The sequence below is a fragment of the Nonomuraea sp. GTA35 genome (genome assembly GCF_041950525.1).
Lineage (GTDB): Bacteria > Actinomycetota > Actinomycetes > Streptosporangiales > Streptosporangiaceae > Nonomuraea.
Genome location: NZ_JBGNUV010000029.1, coordinates 1 through 25,901 on the forward strand (window position 1 = coordinate 1; position 25,901 = coordinate 25,901).

A 25,901-nucleotide genomic window follows, 5' to 3' on the forward strand; every position below is an offset into this window, starting at 1 on the left:
ATCGCCACCCGCTACGACAAGACCCCTGAGAGCTACATCGCCGGCCTCCACCTTCGTGGCGCGATGATTTGGATCAAAGACCTCACACGACCCACCCCTTGATCACAACCCAATACACGCCCTAGGCCGGACCGTGCCGTCCCTGTCCCGGATCGCGACCAGGATCGAGCGTGGGCCCCGAGCCCGTGGGACGCCTGCTCATGGATCTCGCCATCACCTTCTCCGAGTGGGGCGGCGACCGGCCGATCCTCCCGCCGCCCGGCGACAGGGTCGAGGGCTGAGGTCCGGCAGTTCACCCGTACGGCCCGCCGAGGAAAAACCTCCTCGCGAGCGGGCGGCGGCCCCGGCTAGATTCAAACATGTGCCAGACCCCCTCGACATCGCGTGCGACGAGTCCGGCGCGGAGGGCGAGAAGCTCGTCGGCGGCAACAGCGACGTCTTCGCGCACGCCAGCGTGCTGATGGACGCCGGAGCCGCCGCCGCCTGCGTCGGGGAGCTGCGGCTGCGGGCGCCCACGCCCGCCACGGAGTACCGCGCGGGGCACGTGCTGCGCGACAAGCACCGCGCGGCGCTGCTGTGGCTGCTCGGCCCCGAGGGCCCCGTGCTCGGCAACGTGCGCGTGTTCCTCACCGACAAGATCTTCTATGTGGCCGGCAAGGTCGCCGGCCTGCTCCAGGAGGACCACGCGCCGCGCCTCGGCCTCGACCCGCGGGCCTGGGCCACGGCCGCCGCGCTGTACCGGGAGGGGCGGCGGGCGTTCGGGGCGGAGCGGTGGACGGCCCTGCTCGACTCGTTCAACTACCTGCTGCGCGCCAAGAACGGCCAGGGCGTCACCACCTCGGTCGAGGAGACGTTCGATCTGGTGGACGCGTTGCGCGGAGCGGGCGGGCCGGCGGGCGAGATCATGGAGGAGCTGTGGCGGGCCAGGCCGCGCGTGGCGGCCTTCCGCGAGCGGCTGCTGGACGACCCGTACGTCTTCCCCGCCCTCGACCCGCTCATCCCCGCCATCGTCCGGGCCGTCATGTTCTGGGGCGCGGGCGGGCCGGTGACCGTGGTGCACGACAGGCAGACCACGCTGACCGACGAGCGGATCGCGCAGATGCGGGAGATCCTCGGCGGCCGGATGGCCGGGCTGTGGCTGGTCGACTCCGAGCTGGACGAGCGGGTGCAGGTCGCCGACGTGATGGCGGGCGTGGCCCGCAGGATCGCGCTGGACGAGCTCGCCGGGAGGGGCGATCCCGCGCTGACCGCGCTGATCCGGCCGTACGTCGACCCCGCGTCGCTCTGGGGCGACGAACGCAGCCGCGACCTGCTGATTCCCGGCGAAGTCATTTCCCGGTAAATACCCCAGCCCCGCACACTATCGCCACAAAGCGTGACGTTAGAGTGACGTACTGTGAACGATACTAAGCATGTGGAAATCACCTGGCCCGGCATCGGCATCACCGTGGCCGCCGAACTCGACCAGCGCAACCCCTCCCTGGCCCAGGCCCTGTGGGACGGGCTGCCCTACCAGAGCCTCCAGGGACACGCCCTCGTGGCCGGATACCACCTGTACCACGTCGCTCCGGTGCACTCGTTGCTGCACACCCCGGCCGAGTACAAGGTGGACCGGCGCACGGTGCCCGACGGCACCCTGTTCTGCTCCCGGCTGCAGCACCTGGGCATCAAGTACGGCGAGCTGACCGAGCCCATGCAGGCCACCCCGATCGGCAAGGTCGTCGACTCCGACCTCGACGCCCTCGTCCAGGCCGGCCGCGAGGTGTGGCGCTCGGTCTACGAGACCAAGCAGCCCGTCATCGCCGAGGTGCGGCGAGCCGGCGAGCGGGGCGGCCACGTGCTGCCCCGCCTGCCCATCGGCGACCCGGAGCTCAACCGGCTCGCCACCGAGGTGCACGCCGAGACCGAGCGCATCTGGCTGGACCCGCCGCAGGAGCTGCTCGACCTGCACCAGGGCCGCATCCCGTCGGGCGCGGGCAGCTACGAGACGGTCCTGACCACGCTGTTGTTCGTCAACGGCGAGACCCGCCCGCTCGGCTACAGCTGCTACGGCGGCCTCGTGCGCGCCGCCCTGGACGGCATGCCGATGCCGTGGCTGCGCCAGATGACCAGGCAACTCGCCCACACGCCCGCCGAGTTCCTCGGCTACTGCGGCCTCGACCGCCTGTGGGACTTCACGCAGCGGCTGCTGTCGGGGCTGGAGCGGCTCGACGACCACGAGGACTTCGTCGCGATCATGGCCCACATGGCGCTCTACTGCAACTGCCTCGGCGGCTGGAACCTGCACCTGTTCCCGTGGCAGGCGGGCGCCCACCTGCGCAGAACGGTGGCGGCCACATGAGCGCGGGCTCGCGGGTGGTGGTGATCGGCGGCGGCGTCATCGGGCTGTCGATCGCCTTCCACCTGGCCGAGGCGGGGGTCGACGTGACGCTCCTGGAGCGTGGCACGCTCGGCTCCGGCGCCTCCCGCGCCACCGCCGACGTGGTCCGCTCGTACTTCGCCGGCAACCCGGTCAGCTCGTCGCTGGCCGTCCGCAGCCTGGAGGCGTACCGGGCCTTTCCCACCAGGCCGGGCACCGAGCTGCCGCTGCGGCAGGTCGGCTACCTGGTGCTGTTCACCGAGCCCGACCAGCTCGCCGCGTTCAACGCCGACCTGGCGGCCCAGCGCGCCGCCGGCGTGGACGTCGAGCTGATCAGCGCCGAGGAGGCCAGGGAGCGCAACCCGCTCATCGGCGACCTGCCGCTGCTGGGCGCCGCGTACTCGCCCGACGCCTACATCTCCGACACCGCCGCCATCGTCACCGCCTACGCGCGGGCCGCCGAGCAGGCGGGGGCGGCGCTGCGTACCGGCTGCCCCGTCACCGCCATCGACCCGGAGGCCGGGCGCGTGCAGACCGCCGACGGGGAGCTGTCCGCCGACGCGATCGTGTGCGCGGCCGGCGCCTGGTCGGCCTCGCTGGTGCGGTGCGCGGGCGTGGACATGCCGCTCACCGAGCCGATCGAGCAGGAACTGCTCACCACCGACCCGCTGCCGCCCGGCACGCCGGAGGTCCCGGTCACGCTGCACGCCGCCAGCGGCCTGCTGATCCGCAATCGCGGCGACCGGCTGCTCATCGGCATGGGCTATCCGGGCCCCGACCGGGAGTCGTGGCGCCGGGACGTGGCCGCGCGGCTCGCCGAGACGTACCCGAGCCTGGCCGGGCTCGGCCTGCACACCGCCGTCACCGGCCTTCGCGACGCCAGCCCCGACAAGACCGCGTTCATCGGCCACCAGCCGGGACCGCCGGCGTTCCTGTACGCCACCGGCTTCTCCGGCCACGGCCTGTGCAACGCGCCGGCCGCCGGCGAGCTGGTCCGCGACCTCTACCTCGACCGGGACCCGGGCATGGACGTGACCGCGCTGGCGGTCGGCCCCACGCGGACGGGGCTGACGCGATGACCGACCAACGCGCAGACCAGCGCTCAGACCAGCCGCGCCACCCGGACGGCGCCATCGGCGCCACCGGCCCCGACGGCGCCGGCCACGTCGAGCAGGGGGATCGTTTCGTGCTCGACCCGGCCACCGCCGACATGCACGCCGACAACGACCGGCTGCGGCAGGCGGGCCCGCTCGTGCCCGTCACCGCCGAGGGCGTGCCCGCCTGGGCCGCCACCCAGTACGCCACGCTGCTGACCGTCCTGACCCACCCGGACCTGTCCAGGGAGCTGCACCACTGGACCGCGCGGCACGCCATGCCGCCCGGCACGGCCATCGACCGCATCGTCACCGACACCTCCCTGCTCAACGCCGAAGGAGAGCGCCACCGCCGGCTGCGCATGCCGCTGACCACCGCGTTCTCCCAGCGTCGGCTGAACGGGCTGCGCCCGCGCATCGAGGAGCTCACCGCCCGCCTGATCGACCGGCTCGCCACCATGCCGCCCGACCAGCCGGTGGACCTGCGGCTGGAGTTCGCCTACCCGCTGCCGCGCGAGGTCATCTCCGAGCTGATCGGCATCCCGGCCGCGCACCAGGACGAGCTGCACCGGCTCACCGACGCCGTCGCCCAGGTCGGCGGCCTGGAGGACTCGCCGGGGCTGCGCAAGGAGCTGCGCGAGCTGCTCGACCAGATCATCGACGAGCGCCGCGACACGCCCGGCGAGGACCTCATCAGCGACCTGTTCGCGCTGCACGAGAAGGACGGCGGGCGGCTGTCGGAGGACGAGCTGTTCGCCACCATCGAGCTGCTGTTCATCGCCGGCCACGTCACCACCGTCAACCTGATCACCAACGCCATCGGCGCGCTGCTCACCGAGCGGGGGCAGCTCGACCTGCTGCGCTCCGGGCAGTGCCCCTACAGCGCCGCGGTGGAGGAGACGCTGCGCTGGGACTCGCCGATCGCCTACTTCCCGATGCGGTACGCCGTGCGCGACACCGAGATCGACGGGGTGCGCCTGCGCACCGGCGAGCCCGTGCTGGCCTGCTTCGCCTCCGCCGGGCGGGACCCGCAGCAGTACGGCGACGACGCCCACGTCTTCGACATCACCCGGCCGCAGTTCACGCACCTGGCCTTCGGGCACGGGCCGCACTTCTGCCTGGGCGCGCCGCTGGCCAGGCTGGAGGGCGAGATCGCGATCAAGGCGCTGTTCGAGGCGTTCCCCGACATGGCGCTGGCCCGGCCGGTGGAGGAGCTGCCGCCGCTGGACACGCTGCTGGGCAACAGCACGCGGACGATGCCGGTCGTGCTCGGCCCGCGCGCCCGCTGAGCCATCGGTCCCGGCCCGTGCGCGCGCCCGCTGAGCCGCCGGTCTCAGCCCGCCCGCGCGGCGGTCCTGTCGTAGTGACGCAGGAACAGCTCCTCCAGCGTCGGCGGCCGGCTCACGAGGCCGCGCACGCCCGCGGCCGTGAGCCGGCGCAGCACCGGGTCCAGCTCCGCCGTGTCCACGGTGAACCGGACCCGGCTGCCCGCGGTGCTCAGGTCGTGCACGCCCGGCAGGCCCGCCAGCCCGTCGGCCGGCCCCGCCAGGTCGGCCTCGATCGAGGTGCGGGTCAGGTGGCGCAGCCCGGCCAGCGTGCCGGTCTCCACCGTGCGGCCGTCGCGGACGATCGTCACCCGGTCGCACAGCGCCTCGACCTCGGCCAGGATGTGGCTCGACAGCAGCACCGTACGGTCGCCGCGGCGCTGCTCCTGCCTGACGCAGTCCCGGAACACCTCCTCCATCAGCGGGTCGAGACCGGAGGTGGGCTCGTCCAGGATCAGCAGCTCCGCGTCGCAGGCCAGCGCCGCCACCAGCGCCACCTTCTGCCGGTTGCCCTTGGAGTAGGTGCGCGCCTTCTTGCGCGGGTCGAGGTCGAAGCGCTCCAGCAGCTCGGCCCTGCGCCGCCGGTCCAGCCCGCCGCGCAGCCGGCCGAGCAGGTCGATGGTCTCGCCGCCGGTCAGGCCCGGCCACAGCGTCACGTCGCCGGGCACGTACGCCAGGCGCCGGTGCAGCTCGGCCGCCTCCCTCCACGGGTCGCCGCCGAGCAGCCTGGCGGTGCCGCCGTCGGCGCGCATCATGCCGAGCAGGATCCGGATCGTGGTGCTCTTGCCCGCGCCATTCGGCCCCAGGAAGCCGTGCACCTCGCCCGCCCGCACGGTGAGGTCGAGCCCGTCGAGCGCGCTGGTGCGCCCGAACCGCTTGCGCAGCCCGGAGACGGTGATGGCGTCGGTCATGAGGTGCTCCGTTCGCGTCGATCGAGGGCGGCGCGGGCCTCCGCGGCCTCTTCGGGGGTGAGCAGCGGGTGGGAGTAGACGTACAGCAGGGCCCGCAGCAGCTCGTGCTGTCCTTGTGTGCTCTCCAGCGACACGCCCAGGCCGCGCTCGACGTGCTTCGTCAGCACGCTGAACGACAGCGCCATCGCGGCGATCACCGTCGCGCGCGCCCGCGGGCCGACGCCGGGCGGATCCGGCAGGCGCCGGTCGGCCTCTTCGAGCCACTGCACGCCGATGCGCACCATCTCGTCGAAGAACGGCGCCGCCGACCCCTCGGTCAGCGCCCGCGCCAGGTAGTCGCGGTAGGGGCCCATGGCCGCGACGGGATTGAGCCCGCCCAGCGGCCGGCTCGCGGCCTCCTCGTGCAGCCGGTGCATGATCTTCATCAGGTGCTCGTCGCACGCCTCGCGCAGCGCCTGCTTGGAGCCGAAGTGGTGGCGCACCAGGCCCAGGGACACGCCCGCGGTCTCGGCGATGCCGCGGATCGTGGCCCGCTCGAAGCCGTGCTCGCCGAAGTGGCGCAGCGCCGCGTCCCTGATGCGGGCGCGGGCCGTGAGGTCCTCGGGATCCGGCGCGGTCGTCGTCACCCCGCCCCTCCTGTTCGCTCGTACAGTGAACTGTTCTGACGAAAAGCAAACTATACCCACGTATAGTCGCCCGTCCAGCACCCGGCCACACGCACGTCACCGCCACGCTCTACGCTCCACACGACGACGATTGGAGCCACCGCCGTGCCACACGCCACGCCCATGCGCCTGGCCACCACCATCCGCCCCTACGACTGGGGGTCGGTCACCGCCCTGCCCGAACTGTTCGGCACCGAGCCGACCGGCGAGCCGCAGGCCGAGCTCTGGATGGGTGCCCATCCCGGAGCCCCCTCCACCGCCGGCGGCGTCCCGCTGAACGAGCTCATCGCCCGCGACCCCGCCGCCACCCTCGGCGAGCGCTGCGCCGAGCGGTTCGGCCCCGTCCTGCCCTACCTGCTGAAGGTGCTGGCCATCGAGCGGCCGCTCTCCCTCCAGGTCCACCCCACGACCGCGCAGGCCGAGGCCGGGTACGCCGACGAGAACGCCCGCGGGATCCCGCTGGACGACTTCGCCCGCACCTACAAGGACGCCTCGCACAAGCCGGAGATGGTCTGCGCGCTCACCCCGTTCCACGGGTTGTGCGGCTTCCGCTCCCCCGAGGCCGCCGCCGGCCTGCTCGACCGGCTCGGCGTGCCCGGCCTCGACCCCTGGAGCGAGACCCTGCGCGCCGGGGAGCCGGCCCAGGCGCTGCGCGCCGTGTTCGCCGCGATGCTGAACGACGCCGCGCGACCGCTGCGCGCCGAGGCCGAGGCGGCCCTGCTGGAGTCGCCGGACCCCGGCCTGGCCGCCTACGCCGGCATCGCCCGCGCCTACCCCGGCGACCCCGGCATCGTGGCCGCGCTCCTCCTGCACCACGTCACGCTGCGGCCCGGCGAGGCGCTCTACCTGGGCGCCGGCGTGCCGCACGCCTACCTCGGCGGCATCGGGGTGGAGATCATGGCCAACTCCGACAACGTGCTGCGCTGCGGGCTCACCTCCAAGCACGTGGACGTGCCGGAGCTCATGCGCGTCGTGGACTTCACCCCGTCCGACCCGCACCGCGTCGAGCCGGTGGCCGACGGCTCGGGCGCCTACGGCTACCGTCCGCCCGCCCCCGAGTTCGCCCTCACCCGGTACGAGCTGACCGGGGCCGGCGCCCACATCCTGCCCGGCGGCGTGCCGGGGATCGTGCTCTGCGTCGAAGGCGAGGCCAGGCTCGGCGACGACCTGACGCTACGGCCGGGACAGTCCGCCTTCGTCCCGGCCGCCGCCCCTTCGACGCGGGTTTCCGGGAAGGGCACGGCCTATCTCGCCCAGCCCGGCGCCTTTACAAAGTAGATCACCGAGGGGCGGGAACGTTTCGACCGCCGGTTGAACGTCCCGTCCCTAGGCTGCGGCCGTGACTGACCCCGCGATCGACCACGTGACCATCGAGCCCAGCGTCCTGTACTTCGGCACCCCTGTCGCGCTGCTCTCGACCGAGAACCCGGACGGCTCCTTCAACCTCGCCCCCATGTCGTCGGCCTGGGCCCTGGACAAGGTGATCGTGCTCGGGCTGGGCGAGGAGGGGCAGAGCGCCCGCAACCTCGCCGAACGGCCCGAGCTGGTGATCAACCTGCCCGCCCCGCACCAGTGGGAGGCGGTGGAGCGCCTGGCTCCGCTGACCGGCCGCCACCCCGTACCGGCCACGAAGCACGCGGGGTGCCGCTTCGAGCCCGACAAGTTCGGCGCCGCCGGCCTGCGTCCCGAACCGTCCGACGGGGTGCGGCCGCCGCGGGTGGCCGAGTGCCCCCTGCAGTTCGAGGCGCGGGCGCAGCGCGTGCGCCAGGACGTCTCGGCCTCGTTCGTCATCGTCGAGGCCGTCGTCACCCGGGTGCACGCCGACCCCCGCCTCGTCGTGCCGGGGACCCAGCACGTGGACCCGGCCGCGTGGAGCCCGCTCATCTACAACTTCCGCCACTACTTCGGCCTCGGCCCCCAGCTCGGCCACTCCTACCGCAGCCAGACCCCTGCGCCGGCACCTGACACGGCACTCGGCACAGCGCTCAACGCCGCCGGATCATGAGCACGTTGTCCGTGCGGGTCGTCGGCCGGCCGTCGGGGCCGTTCTGGGTGCGCTCGAACTCCTCGCTGCGCAGCACCTCCCACTCCCCCTCCGCCGGCTCCAGGGAGTCGAACACCTCCTGCGGCGTGGGGAAGTGCACGTCCGGGTGGTCGTGCTGCTGCCAGGCCGGCCAGCCGGCGTGCCCGGCGACCAGCAGCACCCCGCCGGGCGCGACCGCGGCGGCGGCCCTGCGCAGGATCTGCTCGCGCGGCATGTCCTTGCTGGAGTGCAGGTAGCAGGCGGTGACGAGGTCGTAGGCGCCTTCGGGGAACGACTGCGCGAGGTCGTGCCGCTGCCAGTCGATCTGCTTGGCCACGCCCGCCTCCTCGGCGTGGCGGGCGGCACGGCGCAGGGCGACGCCGGAGATGTCGGCGGCGGTGACCCGCCAGCCCTTGCGGGCCAGCCAGATGGCGTCACCGCCCTCGCCGCTGCCCAGGTCGAGCGCGGTGCCCGGCGGCAGGTCGGAGACCTCGCGGACGAGCGCGGCGTTGGGCTCGCCGCTCCAGATCTTCTCGCTCTGGCGGTAGCGGCCGTCCCAGAACTCCTCGTCCGTCACCTCGCCGGGGATGTGCCCCGGCGGGGCCGCCGCGATCGCGGCGCGGCGGGCGGCCACGGCGGCGCGGGCCTCCTCGGCGACCAGGTCGGCGTTGATGGCCGCGCCGGCCCGCACGCCCGCCGCCGAGGCGCTGACGACCTGGTCGACCACGTTGTTCACGTTGCCCGCCACGTACACGCCCGGCACGCCGGTCTTGCCCATGGGGTCGGCCGGGATGTAGGTGCCGATGACGAACCCGTTCATCTCCTGGTCGGCCGTCTCCAGCCCGAGCCCTTCGAGCCCGTCCAGCCGGGCGTTCAGGCGGGTGCCGACGGCCAGCGCCTGCCGCGGCACCTCCCTGCCGCCGGCCAGCCGCACGCCCGCCAGGCGGTCACCGGTCACCACGACCCCGGTCACCTCGCCCTCGACCACGGTGACGCCCCTGGCGGCGAGCTGCTCGCGGGCCTCCTCCCCCGGCTCGGGGGCCGTGTGCAGGAAGAGGATCACGTCGTCGCTCCACTGCCGCCACAGCAGGGCCTGGTGCGTGGCCAGCGGGCTGGTGGCCACGACGCCGATGGCCTGGTCGCGGGCCTCCCAGCCGTGGCAGTACGGGCAGTGCAGCACCTCGCGGCCCCACCGCTCGGCCAGCCCCGGCACCGGCGGCAGCTCGTCCACCAGGCCGGTGGCCACCAGCAGCCGGTCCGCCTCGACCGTGGAGCCGTCCGCCAGGGACACGCGGAAGCGCCCGTCGCCGAGCCGCTCCGCGGCGGTGACGGTGCCCGTCACGATCTGCCCGCCGTACCCGGTCACCTCCGCGCGGCCGGTGGCCAGCAGCTCGCGGGGCGGCACGCCCTCGTGGCCCAGGAGCACGTGCACGCCCTGCGCCGGGGCGTTCCTGGGCTGTCCCGAGTCGATCACCAGCACCTTGCGGCGCGCCCGGGACAGCGCGAGGGCCCCGCTCAGCCCGGCGGCCCCGCCGCCGATCACCACCACGTCGTATGTCGCGTCCATGCGCGGCTCCTCTCGCTCGTTCACTGCAGCGCCACTGTGCGCCAGCCACGCCCCGGTTGACAAACTTCCTTGCTGAAATGGCAAAGTAGGGCGGGTGGAACTCGAGGTGGTGCTGCAGGCGGTCGGCCCGCGGCTGCGGGCGATGCGCCAGGAGCGGGGCACGACGCTGGCGGAGCTGTCGAAGAGCACCGGCATCTCGGTCAGCACCCTGTCGCGGCTGGAGTCCGGCGGGCGCAAGCCCACGCTGGAGCTGATGCTGCTGCTGGCCGACGCCTTCCAGGTGCAGCTCGACGAGCTGATCGACGCCCCGGTGACGGGTGACCCGCGGGTGCACATGCGGCCGCTCAAGCGGCACGGCATGACGTACGTCCCGCTGAGCCGGCGGCCCGGCGGGCTGCAGGCGTTCAAGCAGATCTACCCGCCGGGGTGGCCGGGCTACGAGCCGGAGCAGCAGGTCCACGAGGGTTACGAGTGGCTGTACGTGCTCTCAGGGCGGTTGCGCCTGCTGCTCGGCAAGCATCACGTGGTGCTGGGGGCGGGCGAGGTGGCCGAGTTCGACACCCGCACGCCGCACGCGTTCGTCAACGAGGCCGACGAGCCCACCGAGGTGCTGGCGCTGTTCGGCCCGCAGGGCGAGCGCATGCACGTGCGGGCCCGCCCCGCCGCCAAGTGACGCCCCGGCTCAGTCGCCGAGCACCGCCAGGTCGAGCTCGGCCAGCCGCTCCGGGTCGGCGAGGATGTCGATCTCGACGATGCGGCCGTCCGTGATCGTGAAGCTCATGACCGCCGACGGCCTGCCGTCCACGGTGTTGACCACCCCGGCCAGGCCGTTGACCAGCGCAGAGTGCGCGGTGGACGGCGAGTAGCGGCGGAACGTCAGCGCCTGGCCGGCCACGTTCGCCGCGCCGCGGACCTCCGCCAGGCCGCCGGTCAGCGCGCCGGCGTCGGCGCGCAGCACCACGTCGGGGTCGAGCACGGCCACCAGCGCCGCGAAGTCGCCGCGGTGCGCGGCCGCGATGAACGCCTCGACGATCTCCCGCTGCCTGGACAGGTCGGGGTCGGGCACCGGCGCGGCGCCGCGTACCCGACGCCTGCCCCTGCTGGCGAGCTGCCTGGCCGTGGCCGGGGAGCGCCCGACGAGCGGCGCGATCTCCTCGAACGGCACCGCGAACATGTCGTGCAGCACGAACGCCAGCCGCTCGGCCGGGGTGAGCGACTCCAGCACCACCAGCAGCGCCAGCCCGACGGAGTCGGCCAGCAGCGCCGCCTGCTCGGGGTCGGGCCCGGAGGCGGGGCTCACCACGGGGTCGGGCATGCGCGCCTCCAGCGACTCCTCGCGGCGCGAGGTGCGGGCGCGCAGCATGTCGAGGCACACCCGGCCGACGACCGTGGTCAGCCAGCCGCCCAGGTTCTCCACATCGCCGGGGCCGGTGCGGCTCAGCCGCAGCCACGCCTCCTGAACGGCGTCCTCGGCCTCGCTGAGCGAGCCCAGCATCCGGTACGCCACCGCCTTCAGGTGCCCCCGGTGCGCCTCGAACCGGCCTGCCAGGAATTCACGATCGTTCATCGGGCCTCGTCTCGCTGTCGTGCGTCCGTCACCACACTGACGTTCGCGGGCGGCCCGATGTGACGCGCTCACTCCAGCGCGGAGTGCCGCTTGCTGTAGGCGAAGTAGACGATCAGCCCGAGCAGGAACCAGGCGGCGAAGCGCAGCCACGTCACCGGCGCGAGGAAGGTGATCAGCCAGATCGAGAACAGCACCCCCACGGCCGGCACCACGGGCATCCACGGCGTGCGGAACGAGCGCGGCAGCTCCGGCTGCCGGTAGCGCAGCACGATCACCGCCACGCACACCACCACGAACGCCAGCAGGATGCCGATGTTCGTCAGCTCGGCCGCCTCCTGGATGGGCAGGAACCCGGCGATCAGCGCCGAGGCGACGCCCACGATCCAGGTGACCCGCGTGGGCACCCTGCGCACGGGGTGCAGCCTGGCGAACCAGGCCGGCAGCAGCCCGTCCCTGCTCATCGAGAACCAGACCCGGGTGACGCCGAGCATGAACGTGAACATGACGGTGAGGATGCCGACGATGGCGCCCACCGCGATGACCGTCGCCAGGCCCGACAGCCCGGCGGCGGCGAAGGCCGAGGAGAAGCCGCTCTCCGGGTCGATCTCCCGGTAGTTCTGCATGCCGGTCAGGACGAGGCAGGCCAGCACGTACAGGACCATGGAGATGAGCAGCGAGTAGATGATCGCCTTGGGCATGTGCCGCGTCGCGTCGCGCGACTCCTCGGCCGCGGTGCTCATCGCGTCGTAGCCGAACACCGCGAAGAACACGGTGGCGGCGCCGGTGATGGCGCCGCCGACCCCGAACGGGAAGAACGGCGTGTAGTTGGCGGTGTCGATGTAGAAGAAGCCGACCACGATGACCAGCAGCACGACCGCGACCTTGATCGCCACCACGAACGTCTCGAACCTGGCCGCCGCGCGGATCCCGAGGTTCAGCAGCGCCGCGATGAGCAGGCACAGCACCACCGCGAACAGGTCCACCACGTGCCCTGGCCCGGTGCCGGGCGCGCCGAGCGACCAGGCGGGCAGCGTGATGCCGAGGTGCTGGAGCAGGAAGCCGAAGTAGCCGGAGATGCCGATGGCCACGACCGCGACGATCGCGGTGTACTCCAGCAGCAGGTCCCAGCCGATGAACCAGCCGACGATCTCCCCCAGCACCGCGTACCCGTAGGTGTAGGCCGAGCCGGCCTTCGGGATCAGGCCGGCGAACTCGGCGTAGGAGAGCGCGGCGGCGGCGCTGGCGATGCCCGCGATGAGGAACGACACGAGCACGGCCGGGCCCGCGCTCTCGTGGGCGACCGCGCCGGCCAGGGCGAAGATGCCCGCGCCGATGATGCCGCCCACGCCGATGGCGGTGAGCTGCCACAGCCCGAGCGACCTGGACAGCTCCCCCTCGTGCTCCGTGGCGATCTGCGCCACCGGCTTGCGCCGGAAGACGCTGCGCGAAGTGACCATGACGCCCCCACTGCCGATGTCCGCTCCGTGGGTGCGACCTTCCCTTCTGGACGGCGGTTAACCTGCGGCGCGCTGCCCGAGGACGTTCTTTGGATCTTGCCGGTGAAGGTCTTGGGCAGCGCTCCGGAAGACGACCGCCTCAGCCGGAGTGGCGGGCGGTCGAGCGGGCGCGGAAGGCCGCCGCCTTCATCCGGCTCTGGCAGGAGCGGGAGCAGAACTGGCGCACCCCGTTGCGGGAGGCGTCCACGTACACGCGGTCGCACTGCCTGGCCTCGCAGACCCCGAGCCGCCCCCCGAGGTCGCTGCCGATGGCCAGCGTCAGCGCGGAGGCGATGCCCGCGCTCCACCCCACGGCGAGGCTGTCGTCGGCGCCGTGGAAGTGGACCTGCCACGGCTCGCCGGGAGCGCGGTCGAGCTGGGGCCGCGCGCCGGTGCTGATGACGAGCGCGTTGACGACGGCGGCGGCGTCGTCCTCCCGCCGGGCGTCCATGGCCTCGAACACGCGCCGGACCTTGAGCGTGGTCCCGGCCAGGTAGAGGGCCTCCTCCATGGACACCGTCACGTTGCCCGGCAGCACGGCGCGGATCATGTCCGGCAGCGAGTCGCCCTGGGGCGCGACGTAGGGCCTGCCGCGGTCGCCGCCGTCGGTCAGCACGTTCACGAGCGATACCGCGGTGTCGAGCAGGATCGCCACGTGACTATCGAACAACACTTGACTGGTCACTCCTTCCGCCCTAGTGTCCGTGACTGACGTTATCAGGTTCGTCGGTCACATGGGAGGTGAACGTGCCGATCACCAGGGGTGCGGGGCGCTTGCCGCGTACGGTGTGGTGGCTCGTCCTGGCACGGGCGATCAACCGGCTGGGAGCCTTCTCCATCGGGTTCCTCACCGTGCTGATCACCAGCGACTTCGGGGTGGGCGTGGTCGCCGCCGGGGCGGTCTCCGCCGCCTTCGGCCTGGCCACGATCCCCTCGCGGCTGCTGGGCGGCGTGCTGGCCGACCGGTTCGGCCGCCGCCGCACGATCGTCGCCGGGCTGGTGGGGTGCGCGCTGGCGCAGGCGGGCATCGCGGTCTCCGGCTCCGTGGCGATGGTCGCGGTGTTCGCCGTCCTGCTCGGGCTGGTCTTCGAGATCTACGAGCCGCCGTCGCAGGCGATGATCGCCGACGCCGTACGGCCCGCCCAGCAGGCACAGGCGTTCAGCCTGTTCAACACGGCTCTGGCGGTGGGCGGCATGGGCGCCGGCCTGATCGCCGCGGGCCTGGGCCGGTGGGACCTGCGCTGGCTGTTCGTCGCGGACGCCGTGAGCTGCCTGATCTGCGCGGCCGTGATCCGCCTCGTGCTGCCCGCCGATCCGCCTCCTGCCGCCCGCCCGGCCGGGGGGCAGGCGGCCGGCAGCGGGTCGGCCTGGCGCGACCGCAGGCTCCTCGTGCTCCTGCTCTCCGGCACGCTCTTCGCGGTGATCTTCATGCAGGTCGGGATGGCGATGCCACTGGCCCTGGTACGGCGCGGGCTGGAGGCGGCCGACGCCGGGCTGCTGTCGGCCGTCTCGGCCGTCGTGATGGTGCTCTGCCAGCCGCTGCTGCGGTGGACGGCCGGGCTGTCCCACCATGCGGCGATGACGTCCGGCTACCTGCTGCTCACCGCGGGGCTGGCCGGCTACGCCGCCGCGGACGGGCTGCCGGGCCACCTCGCCGCCACGGTGGTGTGGAGCGCCGGTGACGTGCTGATGTTCGGGCGCAGCTACGCCCTCGTCGTCGACATCGCGCCCCGGGACGCGCGGGGGCGTTACCTGTCGGTCTTCGGCACCTGCTGGGGTTTCGCCACCGTCCTGGCGCCTCTGTGCGGCACGCAACTACTGGAGCGCGCCGGACCGGAAGGCCTGTGGGGCGGGCTGGCTCTCGCGTGCCTGCTGCTGGCCGCGGCGCAGCTCACCGTGATCAGACCCTTGCTGCGCAGGCAGGGCAGCGCGCAGGACTCCTGCGCTATAGTGGGCGCAGGCCCACAATAGTGGGCACTCGCCCGTTCGTCAAGGCGGGCGGCGTCGTCCAGGGGCGGAAGAGGATCGACCATGCCGACAGGGGTGCACCTGCGCGACCCGCGGGACCAGCTCTTCGCCGCGGCCGAGCAGGTCCTGCGGCAGGGCGGCCCGGACGCGCTGACCAGCCGGGCGGTGACCGCGCAGGCCGGCTGCGCCAAGGGGGTCCTGCACCGGCACTTCGAGTCCTTCGACGCCTTCCTCGCCGAGTTCGTGCTCAACCGCATCGGCCTGATGCAGGCCCAGGGCGCCGTCCTGCGGGATTCCGCCGGGACGGGCACCGTGGTCGACAACCTCTCCGACGCCTTGATCAAGCTCTTCGACCCGGTCGCCGTGTCGATCGTCGCCCTGGTCACCTTCCACAACCAGGTGCGCGTCCGGCTGCGCGAGGCCAGACCGGTCGGGGGCGTCCCGGTCCTGACGGAGATGGGGATCATCCTGTCCGACTACCTCACCGCCGAGCAGGACCTCGGCCGCATCGCGGCCGGCGCCGAGGTCGACCGGCTCGCTCCCACGCTGGTGGGGGCCGCGCACCTGCTGTTCGCCGGCCTGGACGGCCTGCCGCTCTGGCCCGAGGACGTCCGCTCGGTCGTCGCCTCGGTGCTCGACGGTGCCGTGACGGCGCGCTGAGCGTCACGTGGCGGAGCGCCCGGCGCGGCGCTCCGTGTGGGCGGAGCGGGGAGCCGGTCGCTCCCGCGGCGGTGGCGGCTCCTGGGCCAGGCCGTTCAGCACGGCCCGGACGACCCGGTCCGCCTCCTGGTCCACGGCCTGAGGGCCGTCGAGGTGCACGAGCCCGTCGATGAGCAGGACGGCGAGCCCGTGCAGCGCCGCCCAGACAACGAACTCCGCGCCGGCGCGCGACGGGGCGGGCAGGGCGCCCGCCTCGACGAGCCGGTCCAGCTCCGCGTCGAGGACGTCGTGCGGGTGAGGCGTGATCGCGGGTGCGGGGCCGGTCGCGCCGGCCCCGAAGGCGAGGCGGGCGACCGCCGGATCCTCCACGGCCCAGCGCACGTAGCCGCACCCCAGGGCGACCAGGCGCCGCAGCGGATCGGAACCACGCCCGGCGGCGGCCGTGGCGGCGGCCATCCGCTCCCCCAGCCGGGTGAGGACGCGCTCCGACAGGGCGTGGACGAGCGCGTCGCGCGAGGAGAAGTGGTGGTAGGCGGCGCTCGGGCTGACGCCGACCCGCGCCGAGGCCTCCCGCAGCGACCAGCCGTCGGCTCCGCGCTCGCGTACCAGCGCCTCGGCGGCGTCCAGCAGCGCGCCGCGCAGCTCTCCGTGGTGGTACCGCCGCTTGCCCATGCCCGGATCTTAACAGTGCTCAGATCGATGTTAGGCTCGCGATGCAATCTGAACGCTGATCAGATCGGAGCCTGGGATGTGCCCCACCGAACACCCACCCGGCACGCCGAACACCGCGCCGGGCGCGCCCGGCCTGACCGGCGCGCCGCCACCGGTCGTGGCGGGCGAGCCGGTGCAGGTCGCCGACGGCGTCTTCGTGATCCCCGACCGGCGCGTGGAGCTGGTGCCGAACGTCGGCATCGTCGTCGGGGACGAGGCCGCGCTGGTCATCGACACCGGGCTGGGCCCGCGCAACGGCGCGTACGTCCTGGAGCAGGCCCGCCGCCTGGCCGGCGACCGCCGCCTGTACCTGACCGTCACCCACTTCCACCCCGAGCACGGCTTCGGCGCGCAGGCCTTCAAGGGCGCCGCGACCATCGTCTACAACCGGGGCCAGCGCGACGAGCTGCGCCGCAAGGGCCGCGCCTACCTGGACATGTTCCGGGGGCTGGGCGCGAGCGTGGCTGCCGAGCTCGAAGGCGTGGAACTCACCGGCCCCGACCTCGTCCACGACGGCGAGGCCGAGCTCGACCTCGGCGGCCGGCTGGCGCGGCTGCGTCCCGTCGGCCCGGCGCACACCGCCTCCGACCAGGTGGTGCTCGTCGATGACCGCGTCCTGTTCGGGGGCGACCTGTTCGAGACCCGGATCTTCCCGATCACCCCGTACTTCCCGCCGCACGACGCCGACGTGGACGGCGCCCGGTGGATCGGCGTGCTCGACCGGCTCTCCGGGCTCGGCCCCGAGATCGTCGTCCCGGGGCACGGGGAGGTGACCGGCGCCTCGCTGATCACGGAGGTCCGCGACTACCTGGCCTACGTACGCGACGAGGCCGGGCGCCTGCGCGCCGCCGGTCTCTCCGCCGGCGAGGCGGCGGCGCAGATCGACCGGGAGGCCCGTGACCGCTGGGACACTTGGGAGCGGCCCGAGTGGATCGCGCTCACCGCCAGGAGCTTCTACGAGGCCGCCGCCACGGCCTGAGCGCACCGCCCTACCGGGAGCCCCGGCGGACACGGGCTCCGTACTCACCCTTTGGAGACCAGATGACCAGCCCTGACGCGGTGATCACCGCACTTCGTACCGGACACGACTCCCTGGCCGCGACCGTGTCCTCGTTCGCCGACGACGACCTGGCCCGGCGCTCGGGTTCGGCCGAATGGGACGTCTCGGAGGTGCTCAGCCACCTCGGGAGCGGCGCCGAGATCACGCGTGCCACCCTCCGCGCCGCCCTCGACGGCGAGCCGGGTCCCGGCCGCGACTTCATGCAGCCGGTCTGGGACCGGTGGAACGCCATGACGCGCCGGCAGCGCGCCGACGGCTTCCTCCGGTCGAGCCAGGCCCTGACCGAGCTGTACGAGTCGCTCGACCAGGACACGCGGGCGAGCCTGCGCATCGACCTGGGCTTCCTGCCGGAGCCGGTCGACGTGGCCACGGCCGGGCGGATGCGGCTCAGCGAGCTGACCCTGCACGCGTGGGACGTGCAGGTCGCCTTCGACGAGCACGCCACCCTGGCGCCGGACGCCACCCGCGAGCTCCTGCACGGGGCGCCCGACCTCCTCGGCTGGGCCGCCAAGCCGGAACGGCTCGAAGGCCGGCGCGCGGTCGTGCACGTCACCACGACGGACCCGGCGTCGGACTTCGCGCTGCGGCTGGGCGAGCGCGTCAGCGTGGACTTCGACGTTCCCGGCACGGCCGACGGCACGCTGCTGCTGCCTGCGGAGTCGTGGCTGCGGCTCGTGGCGGGCCGCCTCGCGCCGCGCCACACGCCCGAGGGCGTCGCCACGACCGGCGCCGCCGACCTCGACCTGCTGCGCCGCGTCTTCCCCGGCTACTAGCCGAGCCGCGACCGCCCCGCCGGTCGCCGGGCCGCAGGCGTGACGCGGCGACGGCCCAGCCGATCCCGTCGCGACCGTCCAGCATGGCGGGCAACGTACCGGCCGGTCGCACTCGCTACTATCCGTCCTCGATCGACACGAAAGGCACGGAACATGAGCGAGCACCCCCTGTGGCCCACGACCGGCGAGGTCACCATCACCGCCTTCCCGGCGCCCGGCGGCGGCCCTGCGCCCGCGGTCGTGGTGTTGCCCGGCGGCGGCCCTGCGCCCGCGGTCGTGGTGTTGCCCGGCGGCGCCTACCACCACCTGGCCGACCACGAGGGCGCCCCGGTCGCGCGGTGGCTGAACTCGCTCGGTGTGGCGGCGTTCGTGCTGCGTTACCGGATCGCGCCGCACCGCCACCCGCTCCCCCTCCTCGACGCCGCCAGGGCGGTGCGCTGGGTGCGGCACCACGCGGAGGGCGCCGGCGTGGATCCGGCCAGGGTGGGGGTGCTGGGGTTCTCGGCGGGCGGCCACCTGGCCGGGCTGCTCGCCACCGGGACCGGCCCGATGCTGGCGGAGGGCCCGCACGACGCCGTGGACGAGGCCGATCCCCGGCCCGGGCTGGCGGTGCTGTGCTACCCCGTCACCACGCTGACCGGCCCGGCCGCGCACCGGGGGTCGGCCGAGAACCTGCTCGGCGCGGGCGCCCCCGAGTCCGTACGCGAGGAGCTCTCGCTGGCGAACCGGGTGACCGGGGACACGCCGCCCGTGTTCCTGTGGCACACCGCCGACGACGAGTCCGTGCCCGTCGAGAACACCCTGTCGCTCTCCCAGGCGCTGGCCCGGCACGGCGTCGCGCAGGAGGTGCACGTGTACCCCAGCGGCAGGCACGGCCTCGGGCTGGCGGAGGAGGACCCGGTCGTGGGCGACTGGACCGCGCGGTGCGCCGCCTTCCTGCGCGGCCGGGGCTGGTGAGCCAGGTTTCCTCTGCAGGCGGCCGGCAGATCCCGCCTGGATCGTGCCGGCCGCCTGGATCGTGCCGGCCGCCGGTACCGTGCCGGCCGCCGGATCATGTCGGCTGCCGGGCCCGTGCGGCTGTCAGGCCTGGGAGGCGGCGGCCCGCATGCGCTCGAAGTTGGCCACGTACTGCCGGTAGACGCTCCTGTCGTTGAGCCGCAGCAGCGTCTCGTCGTTGCGGCGCAGCGAGGTCTCGTTGTAGTTGTGGCTGCCGGTCAGGACCCAGCGCGCGTCGCGGTCGCCGTCGTAGGAGCCCTCGATGAGCAGGTACTTGGAGTGGATGCGGCCGGGCAGCGCGCTGCCGGAGCCGAGGGTGCTCAGCTCGATGCGCGGCTGCGCGGCCAGGACGGCCTTGACCTCGTCGGCGGCGATCCCGTACACGACCTGCACGCGGCACCCGTCGCCGGCCAGGTCGCGCAGCCGCTCGGCGATGGCGACGCGGTAGGCGTCCCACTCGGACATGCCGACCCTGATCGTGGTGCCGCGCCGGCAGGAGACCTTGCCGAGGTGGTCCACGATCGGGTCGCCGTCCGCCTTGGGGAAGAAGTGCGCGCGGGCGCTGCGCGTCTGCACGACGCGGTAGTAGTCGAGGTTCTTCCGCTCGGCGGCCAGGTCGGCGAAGTAGGCGTCGTACGCGGCGTACAGGCGCCTGTCGCCGGTGAGGACGAGGGCGTTGTTCCAGTACGTGGTGGAGTTCAGGTCGGTCAGGTTGGCCGAGGACTGCACCACCACGTCGGAGGCCCCGCCGGCCCGCGAGAACAGGTAGAACTTGTTGTGCTGCCCCTTGTCGCCGATGCAGGCGGCGGTGCCGCCCGACATCGGGCCGGTGCACACGTGCAGCCACGAGTCGCCCGTGAGGTCGGTGCCGAGCCCGGCCGCGAGCTGGGCGGCCACGGCCGCGCCCCGCTGGTCGCCGTCGAGCACGACGCGGACCTCGACGCCGCGCCGGTGGGCTTCGAGCAGCTCTGCGGCGAACTCGGCGCCGGCCGTGCCGGACATGACGAAGTGGGCGATCTGGATGCTCGCCCCCGCGGGCGTCTGCTTGACCAGGCCGCAGAGGGTCCGCACGATCGCGACCGGGTCCCCGCCGACAGGTTCGCTGAACACCGCGCCGGTCGTCACCGGTCCGGTGGGAGCGCCGGCGCAGGTGGACGACCCGGACGACTCGGCGGTGGCCGGCCCCGCTCCGGCGAGCGCGGCGGCGGCCACGGCGACTCCGGCGGCCAGGACGGACAGGGACGTGCTCGGCATGCGGGGCTCCTCCAGCGTTACGGCCAGCCTTGATCGGTGCTTTGGGACTGGTCCGAAACGAGGGTGGAACGCCCGGTTGCGATCACGGTGACGGGCCGCGGTCAGCGTGCCGAACGGTCGATGAACATCATCTACCCGGCGAGCCCCGCCGGGCCGTCCCAGGACCAGCGCGGCACCGGCAGCCCTGAGGGCACCCTCGTCCCGGGCGGCGTCGATCGCCGCGAGGAAGCACACCAGGAAACGCTCGCCCAGGTCCGGCTCTTGTCCATGCGGGCAGGCTAGAGCTTGCGCCACTCGCCGGAACCCAGGGCCGAGGCGCCCTGCGGGCCCATCAGCGTCATGCCGCCGTCCACGAACACCGTCGCGCCCGTGACGTACGAGGCGGCCGGCCCGGCCAGGAAGGCCACGACGGCCGCGACCTCGCGGGCGTCGCCCGGCCTGGGGATCGGGTTGCCCGGCCGGCTGCCCTCCTGCGGCGGCAGGTCCTCCTGCCCCGTCATGGGGGTGGCGATCTCGCCCGGCGCCACCGTGTTGACGGTGATGCCGTGGTCGGCCAGCTCCAGCGCCAGCACCCGGCTGAGCATGCGCAGCCCGCCCTTGGCCGCGCAGTACGGGCCCGAGCCCATCTTCGGGTACTCCTCGTGCACGCTGGTGACGTTGACGATCCGGCCGCCCCGCCCGGTGGCCACCATGCGCCTGGCCGCCCGCTGGGCGCACAGGAACGCGCCGTCGAGGTCCACGGCCAGGACCTCCCGCCAGCGCTCGTACGCCATCTCCAGCAGCGGCTCGTGGCTGCCGGTGCCCGCGTTGTTCACCAGCACGCCGAGCCCGCCCAGCTCGCCGGCCAGCTCGTCCACGACCGCGGCGGCCCGTACGGGGTCGGTCAGGTCGTGCTGCCGGATCGCGGGCGCCCGCCCGTGGTCGCGGACGAGGCGGGCGGTCTCCTCGGCACCGTCGCGGTCGGAGCGGTAGGTGATGCCGACGTCGAAGCCCTGCTCGGCCAGCGCCACCGCGGTGGCCTTGCCGATGCCGGAGTCGGCTCCCGTGACGATGGCCACGGTGTCGTACGCGTCGTTCATGTTCCCTCCGGTTGTCGCAGGTACTCACCTGCAAGCCATATCGGGCTCACCTGCCCGACAGCATTCCTATCGATCAAGAGACTCTACGCTGCGTGGCCATATAACTACTTTTAGTAGCGACTGCCTGCCCGACCCCCCGGAGGAAGAATGCCCACGGACCCGACGGAAACCCGGCTCAGCCTGGACACCCGGGCCGCGCGCAACCTGGCCACGACCACCAAGACCCGTCCGCAGATGCAGGCCGTCAGCTCCCGCTGGCTGCTGCGCATGCTGCCCTGGGTCGACGTGCGCGGCGGGACGTACCGGGTCAACCGGCGGCTGACGCACCGGCCGGGGCGCGGGCGCGTCGGCGTGGTGCCGGGCGGGGCCGGCGACGTGCGGATCGTGCCGGGGACGCTGACGGAGATCCCCGCGCTGCGCGGCTTCGGCGACGACGGCGTGCTGACGGCCATCGCCGGCGAGTTCGCGGTGCGCGAGCTGCGGCCCGGAGACGTCGTCGCCGAGGAGGGCGATCCCGTCACCGGCGCCTGGGTGATCGCGCACGGCCGGGTCGAGCGCCTGTCCACCGGCCGGTACGGCGCCACGCAGTTCCTCGGCGTCATCGCCGACGGCGACCAGTTCGGCGACGAGGTCCTCGTCGAGGACGAGGCCCGCTGGCCGTGCACGTTCAGGGCCGCCACGCCGTGCACCGTCCTGTTCGCCCCGCGCGACGGCCTGCGGCGCGTGGCGGATCGCTCGGCCGCGCTGCGCGAGCACCTCGCGGGATACCTCGACACGCTGCGCAGGCCGGTCAACCGCCGCGGCGAGGCGGCCGTGCGCCTGTCGGCCGGTCACACCGGCGAGCCGGTCATCGACGGCACGTTCGTGGACTACGACCTGCACCCCCGCGAGTACGAGCTGAGCGTCGCCCAGACCATCCTGCGGGTCCATACCCGGGTCGCCGACCTGTTCAACGACCCGATGAACCAGATCGAGCAGCAGCTCCGCCTGACCATCCACGAGCTGCGCGAGCGCCAGGAGTCGGAGCTGCTCAACAACCGCGAGTTCGGGCTGCTCCACAACACCGACTACGACCAGCGCATCTACACCTGGTCGGGCCCGCCCACCCCCGACGACCTCGACGAGCTGATCAGCATGCGGCGCAAGACCCGGCTGCTGCTGGCCCATCCCAAGGCGATCGCCGCGTTCTTCCGCGAGTGCAACAAGCGCGGGCTGGTCGTGGGCAGCACCGAGGTGAACGGGCACGAGGTGCCGGCGTGGCGGGGCATCCCGATCTTCCCCTGCGGCAAGATCCCGATCTCGCCGCATCGCACCACGTCGATCCTGGCCCTGCGGACGGGCGAGGACGACCAGGGCGTGGTCGGGCTCTACCAGACGGGCATCCCCGAGGAGTTCGAGCCGGGGCTGAACGTGCGCTTCATGGGCATCAACGCGCAGGCCGTGATGTCGTACCTGGTCAGCGCCTACTACTCGGTGGCGATCCTGGTGCCCGACGCGATCGGGATCCTCGAGGACGTCGACGTCGCCGCCCCGCGCTCGTGACCCGCCCGCCCCAGGAAGAGGCGCGTTATGTCTGACATCCCAGCCGGGCCGACGGGCCTGGGCTCGTACACGCTCAGCCTGCGCTCGGCGCTGCGGCCGTACCGGCACACGTTCGAGGAGGGGGACGGGCACCAGCCGCCCTCCTGCGGCGGCTCCGGCAGGCTCGGCGGCCACAGCCTGTCGCCGCTGCCCTACCGGGAGCGCGACTGGGGGGACGGCACGTACCCGCCGCTCTACTGTCCCGAGGCCGACCGCGTGGACGACGTGCTGGGCGCGGAGGTGGACCGGCGGCTGGTGGCGTGGGCGGAGCGGATCGGGCTGCACGAGGGGCGGATGGCGGAGTTCGCCTCGACGGGGTTCGGGCGGCTGGCCATGCTCACCCACACCGACACCGACGACCCGGACATGCTGCTGATCGCGGCGCAGATGAACAGCGCCTGGTGGGCGGCCGACGACTACTACGCCGACGAGACCGATCTGGGCGCCACGCCCACCGAGCTGCCGCCGAGGCTGGCGCTGGTCATGTCGGCCATGGACCCGCCGCCGGACGCCGGCGGCTACACCGAGCAGCTCGAGGAGGCCATCAGGAGCGACCCCGTGCTGGTCGCGCTGCGCTCGGCCACCAGCCACGCCGCCCGCCACGCCACGTCGGCGCAGATCATGCGGCTGTGCAACATCACCAGCCAGATGTACGTGAGCTGGGCGGCCTACGCCGCCTGGCGCTTCCTGGAGACGCCGCCGCCGGTGTGGCGTTACCTGGCGGCCCGCCAGCACGACAGCTTCTACACCTCCATGGTGCTCATCGACATCGTCGGCGGCTACGAGCTGTCGCCGCACCTGTTCGCGGAGCGGCGCTTCCACACCGCCCTCATGCAGGCGGGCACCGCCGCCGTGCTGGTCAACGACCTGCACTCGGCGGCCAAGGAGGCGGCCGACGAGCTGCCCGACTCCAACGTGGTGCTGCTCATGGCCGCCGAGGAGGGCTGCTCGACCCGCGAGGCCGTCGAGCGCACGGTCCACCTGCACAACGAGTTCGTCCGCGGGTTCGAGCAGAGCCAGCGGGAGCTGTCCGCCCTGCCCTCCCCCGAGCTGAAGCGTTTCCTGCGCGGCGCGCAGGCGTGGATGGCCGGGGGCATCGAGTGGCACGGCAGTACGAGCCGCTACCAGTCCTGACCCGACGACCCCGTTGATCACAACCAGGAAGGAGCCCGAGGTGACCGTCACCCCGAACGCTGTCCCCGTTCTGAGCAGCCTCTACCAGCAGTCCGTCGCCGACTACTGGAATGCCGAGGAGAATCCGGTCAACCTGCGCCTGGGGGAGGTGGACGGCCTGTACCACCACCACTACGGCATCGGTGAGGTGGACTGGTCGGTGCTCGACGGCCCCGCCGAGACCCGGGAGAGACGCGTCGTCAACGAGCTGCACCGGCTGGAGAGCGCGCAGGCGGAGACGCTCATCGCGCATCTCGGCCCGCTCCGCCCCGAGCACCGCGTCATGGACGCCGGGTCGGGCCGCGGCGGCTCCAGCTTCCTGGCCAACCTGCGCACCGGCTGCCAGGTGGACGGCGTGTCGATCTCCGAGTCCCAGGTCGCCTTCGCCAACCAGCAGGCCAAGGAGCGCGGCGTGGACGACAAGGTGCGCTTCCACTTTCGCAACATGCTCGACACCGGCTTCCCCACCGGCGACTTCCAGGCCATCTGGAACAACGAGAGCACGATGTACGTCGAGCTGTCGCTGCTGTTCGCCGAGCACTCCAGGCTGCTGCGCCGCGGCGGCCGCTACGTCTGCATCACCGGCTGCTACAACGACGCCTACGGCCTGCCCTCGCGCGCCATCAGCCAGATCAACGCCCACTACATCTGCGACATCCATTCGCGCAGCACCTACTTCAAGGAGCTGGCCGCACACCGCCTCGTGCCGGTGAGCGTGGTGGACCTCACGGCGGCGACCATCCCGTACTGGGAGCTGCGGGCCAGGACGCATCTGGCCACCGGGATCGAGGACGCCTTCCTGGAGGCGTACAAGAGCGGCAGCTTCCAGTACCTGCTGATCGCGGCCGACCGGGTCTGACGCCCGGCCTGCTCCCCTCCCCTGCCCTCCCCTTTCGCCCGGCAGCCCTCCACGCGGCGACGCGCCCCTGCCGGGCCATCGGCGACCGCACGACGGCTCGTAGTCTCCGGATGGAGGCCATGAGAGCGGCTTGCGGCGGGAGATCTTTCACCTCGGTGTCATGATCCGGCGGCGAGCGGTCTCCAGGCGAAGGCGTCCGCCCGGCGCTCGATCCGGCCCAGGCCGGGGAAGGGCAGGTGGTAGGCGTGCACCAGCAGGCTCTCGTCGGCGGCCCAGGCCAGCAGCCGGCGGCGGCTGCCGACCGAGCGGGCGGCGTCGTGGTCCCAGGGCGTGCGCCACGCGGGGTGGGCGAGCTGGAGCGGGTCGTAGAAGGTGTCGCCGAGGCAGAGCAGCCGTTCCCCGCGCGAGCGCAGCAGGACTGCCGTGTGTCCCGGGGTGTGGCCGGCGGCGTCGACGGTGTGCACGCCGGGCAGGAGCTCGATGCCGTACTCGACGGGGCGCAGCCGCTCGCCGAAGAGCCTGATCACCTCCTGCGCGGGCCGGCGCTGACGCACAGGCAGTTGTACCCGCAGGTCAGTGTGGTCCTGCCGAGCCCTTCCTCCGCTGTGGCGGCCCGCAGCTCGTGCTCCGGCACCCCCGTGGCGGGGGTGTAGAACTCGGCCAGCGGCGGCTCCCAGGGCGGCTCGGGCTGGCCGTCGCTGATGACGGCGCACGACAGGTCGCCGACCGTGAAGCGGTGGATCATCGTGTCTCCTGAAATCCGGTTGCCAAGGGGGCGCC

At 73.2% G+C, this 25,901-nt stretch carries 27 protein-coding genes; 16 read left to right on the plus strand and 11 right to left on the minus strand.

Annotated elements, in window-relative coordinates:
* Positions 1-361 precede the first annotated feature (361 nt).
* The 4 genes from ACBJ32_RS57145 to ACBJ32_RS57160 all read left to right on the plus strand — a co-directional run bounded on the left by ACBJ32_RS57145 (position 362) and on the right by ACBJ32_RS57160 (position 4,742).
* Positions 362-1,342 carry a hypothetical protein gene (locus ACBJ32_RS57145; protein ID WP_375134008.1) on the plus strand — a complete coding sequence of 327 codons (981 nt, stop codon included), beginning with the start codon at positions 362-364 and terminating at the stop codon, positions 1,340-1,342.
* Positions 1,343-1,414: 72 nt separating this feature from the next.
* Positions 1,415-2,341 (plus strand): hypothetical protein, encoded by a 927-nt coding sequence (locus tag ACBJ32_RS57150; protein WP_357885815.1) that lies wholly within the window; start codon positions 1,415-1,417, stop codon positions 2,339-2,341.
* Complete coding sequence (locus tag ACBJ32_RS57155) at positions 2,338-3,438, plus strand: FAD-dependent oxidoreductase (protein ID WP_357885813.1); 1,101 nt, start codon at positions 2,338-2,340, stop codon at positions 3,436-3,438. Before ACBJ32_RS57150 ends, ACBJ32_RS57155 begins: the two co-directional genes overlap by 4 nt.
* Positions 3,435-4,742: a cytochrome P450 gene (locus ACBJ32_RS57160; RefSeq protein ID WP_375134009.1), complete on the plus strand. Its 1,308-nt coding sequence runs from the start codon at positions 3,435-3,437 to the stop codon at positions 4,740-4,742. The genes ACBJ32_RS57155 and ACBJ32_RS57160 overlap by 4 nt, the downstream gene beginning before the upstream one ends.
* Before the next feature lie 44 nt (positions 4,743-4,786).
* On the opposite strand, the gene ACBJ32_RS57165 is transcribed toward ACBJ32_RS57160, so the two are convergent.
* Positions 4,787-5,689, minus strand: coding sequence for an ABC transporter ATP-binding protein (locus tag ACBJ32_RS57165; protein WP_357885809.1), 903 nt, complete (start codon positions 5,687-5,689; stop codon positions 4,787-4,789).
* Positions 5,686-6,315 (minus strand): TetR/AcrR family transcriptional regulator, encoded by a 630-nt coding sequence (locus ACBJ32_RS57170; protein WP_375134010.1) that lies wholly within the window; start codon positions 6,313-6,315, stop codon positions 5,686-5,688. The genes ACBJ32_RS57165 and ACBJ32_RS57170 overlap by 4 nt, the downstream gene beginning before the upstream one ends.
* Before the next feature lie 144 nt (positions 6,316-6,459).
* On the opposite strand from ACBJ32_RS57170, the gene manA reads away from it, so the two are divergent.
* Together manA and ACBJ32_RS57180 are read left to right on the plus strand one after the other, a co-directional pair.
* Positions 6,460-7,632, plus strand: a complete 1,173-nt coding sequence (manA, locus tag ACBJ32_RS57175) for a mannose-6-phosphate isomerase, class I (protein ID WP_375134011.1) — start codon at positions 6,460-6,462, stop codon at positions 7,630-7,632.
* A 61-nt stretch (positions 7,633-7,693) separates the two neighbouring features.
* Positions 7,694-8,359, plus strand: a complete 666-nt coding sequence (locus ACBJ32_RS57180) for a flavin reductase family protein (RefSeq protein ID WP_375134012.1) — start codon at positions 7,694-7,696, stop codon at positions 8,357-8,359.
* On the opposite strand, the gene ACBJ32_RS57185 is transcribed toward ACBJ32_RS57180, so the two are convergent.
* Complete coding sequence (locus ACBJ32_RS57185) at positions 8,340-9,944, minus strand: FAD-dependent oxidoreductase (RefSeq protein ID WP_375134013.1); 1,605 nt, start codon at positions 9,942-9,944, stop codon at positions 8,340-8,342. The two genes, ACBJ32_RS57180 and ACBJ32_RS57185, sit on opposite strands and share 20 nt — an antisense overlap.
* A 94-nt stretch (positions 9,945-10,038) precedes the next feature.
* Here ACBJ32_RS57185 and ACBJ32_RS57190 point away from each other — a divergent pair, with 94 nt between their 5' ends.
* A complete protein-coding gene (locus ACBJ32_RS57190) occupies positions 10,039-10,617 on the plus strand; it encodes an XRE family transcriptional regulator (RefSeq protein WP_357885799.1) in 579 nt (192 codons plus the stop codon).
* A gap of 9 nt (positions 10,618-10,626) precedes the next feature.
* Here the strand turns inward: ACBJ32_RS57190 and ACBJ32_RS57195 are convergent, their stop codons facing one another.
* From ACBJ32_RS57195 to ACBJ32_RS57205, 3 genes are all read right to left on the minus strand, one after another.
* On the minus strand, positions 10,627-11,511 hold the full coding sequence (locus ACBJ32_RS57195) for a sigma-70 family RNA polymerase sigma factor (RefSeq protein ID WP_375134014.1): 885 nt from the start codon (positions 11,509-11,511) through the stop codon (positions 10,627-10,629).
* A gap of 68 nt (positions 11,512-11,579) precedes the next feature.
* Positions 11,580-12,968: an amino acid permease gene (locus tag ACBJ32_RS57200; RefSeq protein WP_375134015.1), complete on the minus strand. Its 1,389-nt coding sequence runs from the start codon at positions 12,966-12,968 to the stop codon at positions 11,580-11,582.
* 139 nt (positions 12,969-13,107) lie between these two features.
* Positions 13,108-13,680 carry a CGNR zinc finger domain-containing protein gene (locus ACBJ32_RS57205; RefSeq protein ID WP_375134016.1) on the minus strand — a complete coding sequence of 191 codons (573 nt, stop codon included), beginning with the start codon at positions 13,678-13,680 and terminating at the stop codon, positions 13,108-13,110.
* A 74-nt stretch (positions 13,681-13,754) separates the two neighbouring features.
* Here ACBJ32_RS57205 and ACBJ32_RS57210 point away from each other — a divergent pair, with 74 nt between their 5' ends.
* Positions 13,755-14,978 (plus strand): MFS transporter, encoded by a 1,224-nt coding sequence (locus tag ACBJ32_RS57210; RefSeq protein WP_375134017.1) that lies wholly within the window; start codon positions 13,755-13,757, stop codon positions 14,976-14,978.
* Between the two features lie 60 nt (positions 14,979-15,038).
* Positions 15,039-15,635, plus strand: coding sequence for a TetR/AcrR family transcriptional regulator (locus tag ACBJ32_RS57215; protein WP_375134018.1), 597 nt, complete (start codon positions 15,039-15,041; stop codon positions 15,633-15,635).
* Positions 15,636-15,638: 3 nt separating this feature from the next.
* On the opposite strand, the gene ACBJ32_RS57220 is transcribed toward ACBJ32_RS57215, so the two are convergent.
* The gene (locus tag ACBJ32_RS57220; RefSeq protein WP_375134019.1) at positions 15,639-16,307 is read right to left on the minus strand and encodes a TetR/AcrR family transcriptional regulator; all 669 of its coding nucleotides are present in this window, start codon (positions 16,305-16,307) and stop codon (positions 15,639-15,641) included.
* Positions 16,308-16,383: 76 nt separating this feature from the next.
* On the opposite strand from ACBJ32_RS57220, the gene ACBJ32_RS57225 reads away from it, so the two are divergent.
* The 3 genes from ACBJ32_RS57225 (at position 16,384) to ACBJ32_RS57235 (ending at position 19,136) form a co-directional block, all read left to right on the plus strand.
* Positions 16,384-17,325, plus strand: coding sequence for an MBL fold metallo-hydrolase (locus tag ACBJ32_RS57225; protein ID WP_375134020.1), 942 nt, complete (start codon positions 16,384-16,386; stop codon positions 17,323-17,325).
* A gap of 62 nt (positions 17,326-17,387) precedes the next feature.
* Complete coding sequence (locus ACBJ32_RS57230) at positions 17,388-18,179, plus strand: maleylpyruvate isomerase family mycothiol-dependent enzyme (protein ID WP_375134021.1); 792 nt, start codon at positions 17,388-17,390, stop codon at positions 18,177-18,179.
* 153 nt (positions 18,180-18,332) lie between these two features.
* Complete coding sequence (locus ACBJ32_RS57235) at positions 18,333-19,136, plus strand: alpha/beta hydrolase (RefSeq protein WP_375134022.1); 804 nt, start codon at positions 18,333-18,335, stop codon at positions 19,134-19,136.
* A gap of 123 nt (positions 19,137-19,259) precedes the next feature.
* Here ACBJ32_RS57235 and ACBJ32_RS57240 read toward each other — a convergent pair whose 3' ends face one another.
* On the minus strand, positions 19,260-20,429 hold the full coding sequence (locus ACBJ32_RS57240) for a phosphatidylserine/phosphatidylglycerophosphate/cardiolipin synthase family protein (RefSeq protein WP_375134023.1): 1,170 nt from the start codon (positions 20,427-20,429) through the stop codon (positions 19,260-19,262).
* 120 nt (positions 20,430-20,549) lie between these two features.
* Between ACBJ32_RS57240 and ACBJ32_RS57245 the strand changes: the two genes are divergently transcribed.
* Positions 20,550-20,711 (plus strand): hypothetical protein, encoded by a 162-nt coding sequence (locus ACBJ32_RS57245; RefSeq protein ID WP_375134024.1) that lies wholly within the window; start codon positions 20,550-20,552, stop codon positions 20,709-20,711.
* Here ACBJ32_RS57245 and ACBJ32_RS57250 read toward each other — a convergent pair.
* Complete coding sequence (locus ACBJ32_RS57250; protein ID WP_375134025.1) at positions 20,708-21,508, minus strand: SDR family oxidoreductase; 801 nt, start codon at positions 21,506-21,508, stop codon at positions 20,708-20,710. The genes ACBJ32_RS57245 and ACBJ32_RS57250 overlap by 4 nt on opposite strands.
* A gap of 147 nt (positions 21,509-21,655) precedes the next feature.
* On the opposite strand from ACBJ32_RS57250, the gene ACBJ32_RS57255 reads away from it, so the two are divergent.
* Genes ACBJ32_RS57255 through ACBJ32_RS57265 form a run of 3 tightly spaced genes read left to right on the plus strand, consistent with a single transcriptional unit; the run spans position 21,656 to position 25,121 of the window.
* Positions 21,656-23,050 carry a family 2B encapsulin nanocompartment shell protein gene (locus ACBJ32_RS57255; RefSeq protein ID WP_357885774.1) on the plus strand — a complete coding sequence of 465 codons (1,395 nt, stop codon included), beginning with the start codon at positions 21,656-21,658 and terminating at the stop codon, positions 23,048-23,050.
* 27 nt (positions 23,051-23,077) lie between these two features.
* Positions 23,078-24,223 carry a family 2 encapsulin nanocompartment cargo protein terpene cyclase gene (locus ACBJ32_RS57260; protein WP_375134026.1) on the plus strand — a complete coding sequence of 382 codons (1,146 nt, stop codon included), beginning with the start codon at positions 23,078-23,080 and terminating at the stop codon, positions 24,221-24,223.
* A gap of 40 nt (positions 24,224-24,263) precedes the next feature.
* Positions 24,264-25,121: a geranyl diphosphate 2-C-methyltransferase gene (locus ACBJ32_RS57265; RefSeq protein WP_357885770.1), complete on the plus strand. Its 858-nt coding sequence runs from the start codon at positions 24,264-24,266 to the stop codon at positions 25,119-25,121.
* Positions 25,122-25,279: 158 nt separating this feature from the next.
* Here the strand turns inward: ACBJ32_RS57265 and ACBJ32_RS57270 are convergent, their stop codons facing one another.
* Positions 25,280-25,648: a hypothetical protein gene (locus ACBJ32_RS57270; protein ID WP_375134027.1), complete on the minus strand. Its 369-nt coding sequence runs from the start codon at positions 25,646-25,648 to the stop codon at positions 25,280-25,282.
* Entirely contained in the window at positions 25,645-25,866 is a 222-nt protein-coding gene (locus ACBJ32_RS57275) for a hypothetical protein (RefSeq protein ID WP_375134028.1), read from the minus strand. The genes ACBJ32_RS57270 and ACBJ32_RS57275 overlap by 4 nt, the downstream gene beginning before the upstream one ends.
* Between the last annotated feature and the right edge of the window lie 35 nt (positions 25,867-25,901).